Raw genomic sequence first — 2725 nt, forward strand, 5'->3', positions numbered from 1 at the left:
CGCGTGCGCGGCCCGGACCCGGGCGGCCAGCCGGTCGGCGGCGGCCAGCGCGTCGGCCACGCCCACCCCGGCGTCGAGCCGTTCCTGCAGCACGGCGCGCAGCTGCCCCATCACTCCGGAGGCGGCGACGCCGTGCCCGACCACGTCGCCGACGACCAGGCCGAGCCGGCCGTCCGGACAGGACACCGCGTCGAACCAGTCGCCGCCGGCCGCGGTGTCCGTCTCGGCGACCAGGTAGCTGGCCGCCACCTGCAGGCCGGGCAGCACCGGCAGCCCGGACGGCAGCAGCTCCCGCTGCAACGCGGTGATCACGTCGCGGCTCTGGTCGTAGCGGCGGCGCAGCTGGTCCGCCTCCGCCTCGGCGGCCTGCCGGTTGCGGGTCAGCTCGGTGACGTCGAAACCGGCCCCGATCACCCCGCGGCGGCGGCCCTCGGCGTCGATCCACGGCACGATGGTGAAAGTGGCGAACATCTCGTGCACCGAGCCGTCCGGCTGCTCGATGTGGGCCCGCCACTCCCGCCCGGCGATCGGCTCGCCGGTGCGGTAGACCTCGTGGTAGGCGTCCACCCACTGCTGCCCGGCGAGGTCGCTGAGCACCTCGCGGACCGGGCGGCCGATGATCTCCCGCCCGGCGAGCACCGCGCGGGTGGCCGCGTTGCACGCGACCATCACCAGGTCGGGTCCCTCGCACACGGCCACGATGAACGGCAGCTGATCGACCGCGGCCAGCATCGCATCGAGTTCACCCGCACCCGGTAGCTCCACGCCCGTCACCCTCCCATCGTGCCGGAGAAGACGCCAGAAGGCGCCGGGGGGTCACTCGGCCAGGGGCAGCTCGATGGTGTGCGCGGTGTGGGACGCCTTGACGCTCAGGTACCGCACGTTCGCGGCGGACAGGTGCACCCCGGTGGGGATCCGCTGGGTGACGTCGATGCCCAGGCCGGTCAGCTGCGCCGCCTTGTCCGGGTTGTTGCTGAGCAGCCGGATCCGGTCGACGCCGAGGGCCATCAGCATCTGCGCCGCCGCGGTGTAGTCACGCTCGTCCTCGCCACGCCCCAGCGCCACGTTGGCCTGGTACGTGTCCAGCCCGTCGTCCTGCAGCGCGTACGCGTCCAGCTTGGCGTAGAGCCCGATGCCCCGGCCCTCCTGGCGCAGGTAGAGCAGGAACCCGCCCTGCTCGGCGATCCGCTCGACGGCTTCGCGCAGCTGCGGCCCGCAGTCGCAGCGCTGGCTGCCGAAGACGTCGCCGGTGAGACATTCGCTGTGCGGGCGCACCAGGGGCGCCCGCCCGCCGGCCGCCGACTTGGTGAGGGCCCGTTGCCAGTCACCCAGTCCGAGCGCGAGGTGCTCCTTGCCGTCCGCCAGCCCGTCGAACGTCATCACCCGCGCGGTGGTCGCGTAGCCGTCCGGGAAGCGCAGCGGCACGGTGACCTGCCGTCGGATGGTCGCCTTGAGCGCCGTCGCTGCCTGGGCCTCGAACATCGGTCCTCCTTGTTGGTTCCCGCCGTGCTCAGCACTACCGATGATCTGCCCGGAGATCCAGTCCCGCATTCGGAGGGACTACTGTTGGGCGGTGGCTGAGCGTCCTTACATCTTGCTGAGCTGTGGGATGTCGATCGACGGATATCTCGACGACGCGGGTGAGGAACGACTGCTCCTCTCCAACGACGCCGACTTCGACCGGGTCGACGCGGTCCGTGCCGGGTGTGACGCGATCCTCGTCGGGGCCGCCACGATCCGCCAGGACAACCCGCGGCTGCTGGTGCGTTCCGCGGACCGGCGCGCTGCCCGGGTCGCGCGGGGCGCGGCTCCGGACCCGGTGAAGGTCACCGTAACCAGCAGCTGCCACCTCGATCCGCAGGCGTCGTTCTTCACCACCGGCGACTCGGCCAAGCTGGTCTACTGTGCCTCGCCGGCCGTCGCCGACGCGGAGAAGCTGCTCGGCGACCGGGCGGTCGTGGTGGACGGCGGCGATCCGGTGGACGTGCGCGCCGTCACGGCCGACCTGGCCGCGCGCGGCGTGCGCCGGCTGATGGTCGAAGGCGGCGGCCGGATGCACACCCAGTTCCTCACCGCCGGCCTGGCCGACGAGTTGCAGCTGGTGGTGGCGCCGTTCTTCGTCGGTGACGCGCGGGCGCCGCGGTTCGTCCACGACGGTGACTTCCCGTGGGGTCCCGGCAACCGGGCCACCCTCGCGGAGGTGCGGCAGATCGGTGACGTGGTGCTTCTGCGCTACGCGCTCACCGAGCGGTTCGGTCAAGCTGCGACACCGCCGGAGTAAGCCGGCTGCCGGACCACGGTGGTGCGCCGGACCAGCGGGATCGGCGCCGGCACGTGCCGCGGCCGGGGCGCCATGACCGGCGCGGGGGAGACCGGGGCGACAGCCATCAGGCGCGGCGCCGGAGCGACGGCGCGCGGCCGGTTCACGAGTCGCGTCACCACGATCACGGCGCCCGGGGCGGCGGCCACGAAGGCCAGGATCCCGTAGGCCACGGCGATCGTCAGGCCCTGCGCCGCGCTCAGGCCGGCCGCGCCGAAGGCCCAGGCCATGACGCCCTCGCGCGGTCCCCAGCCGCCGACGTTGACCGGCAGGCCCATGGCGAGCAGGGCGAGCAGCAGCAGCGGCGCGAGCTGGAGCAGCGAGGCGGCGCTGCCGGCGGCGCGGGCGGCGACCAGGAAGGTCGCCAGGTGCCCGGCGAGCACGGCGGCCGAGGCGAGCAGCACG

Annotated in this window: 3 protein-coding genes and 1 pseudogene; 1 reads left to right on the plus strand and 3 read right to left on the minus strand. The window is 73.7% G+C overall.

Annotation, left to right across the window (positions count from 1 at the left end):
• Nucleotides 1-774, minus strand: a 774-nt coding sequence (locus AB0F81_RS50985) for a PAS domain-containing protein (protein WP_360211666.1), incomplete at its 3' end; no start/stop codon positions are given.
• Nucleotides 775-816: 42 nt separating this feature from the next.
• On the minus strand, nucleotides 817-1482 hold the full coding sequence (gene ribA / locus AB0F81_RS50990; RefSeq protein ID WP_360211668.1) for a GTP cyclohydrolase II: 666 nt from the start codon (nucleotides 1480-1482) through the stop codon (nucleotides 817-819).
• Between the two features lie 91 nt (nucleotides 1483-1573).
• On the opposite strand from ribA, the gene AB0F81_RS50995 reads away from it, so the two are divergent.
• Complete coding sequence (locus AB0F81_RS50995) at nucleotides 1574-2281, plus strand: dihydrofolate reductase family protein (RefSeq protein WP_360211670.1); 708 nt, start codon at nucleotides 1574-1576, stop codon at nucleotides 2279-2281.
• Here the strand turns inward: AB0F81_RS50995 and AB0F81_RS51000 are convergent.
• Nucleotides 2257-2725: pseudogene (locus tag AB0F81_RS51000) on the minus strand (UPF0104 family protein); the annotation flags it as partial. The gene AB0F81_RS50995 and the pseudogene AB0F81_RS51000 sit on opposite strands and share 25 nt — an antisense overlap.

It is taken from the genome of Actinoplanes sp. NPDC024001 (assembly GCF_040638955.1).
In the GTDB taxonomy this organism is placed as follows: domain Bacteria; phylum Actinomycetota; class Actinomycetes; order Mycobacteriales; family Micromonosporaceae; genus Actinoplanes.

Excerpts from the sequence above, each read along its gene's own strand:
- ribA (WP_360211668.1), bottom strand. The coding sequence starts at position 1,482 with ATGTTCGAGGCCCAGGCAGCGACGGCGCTCAAGGCGACCATCCGACGG.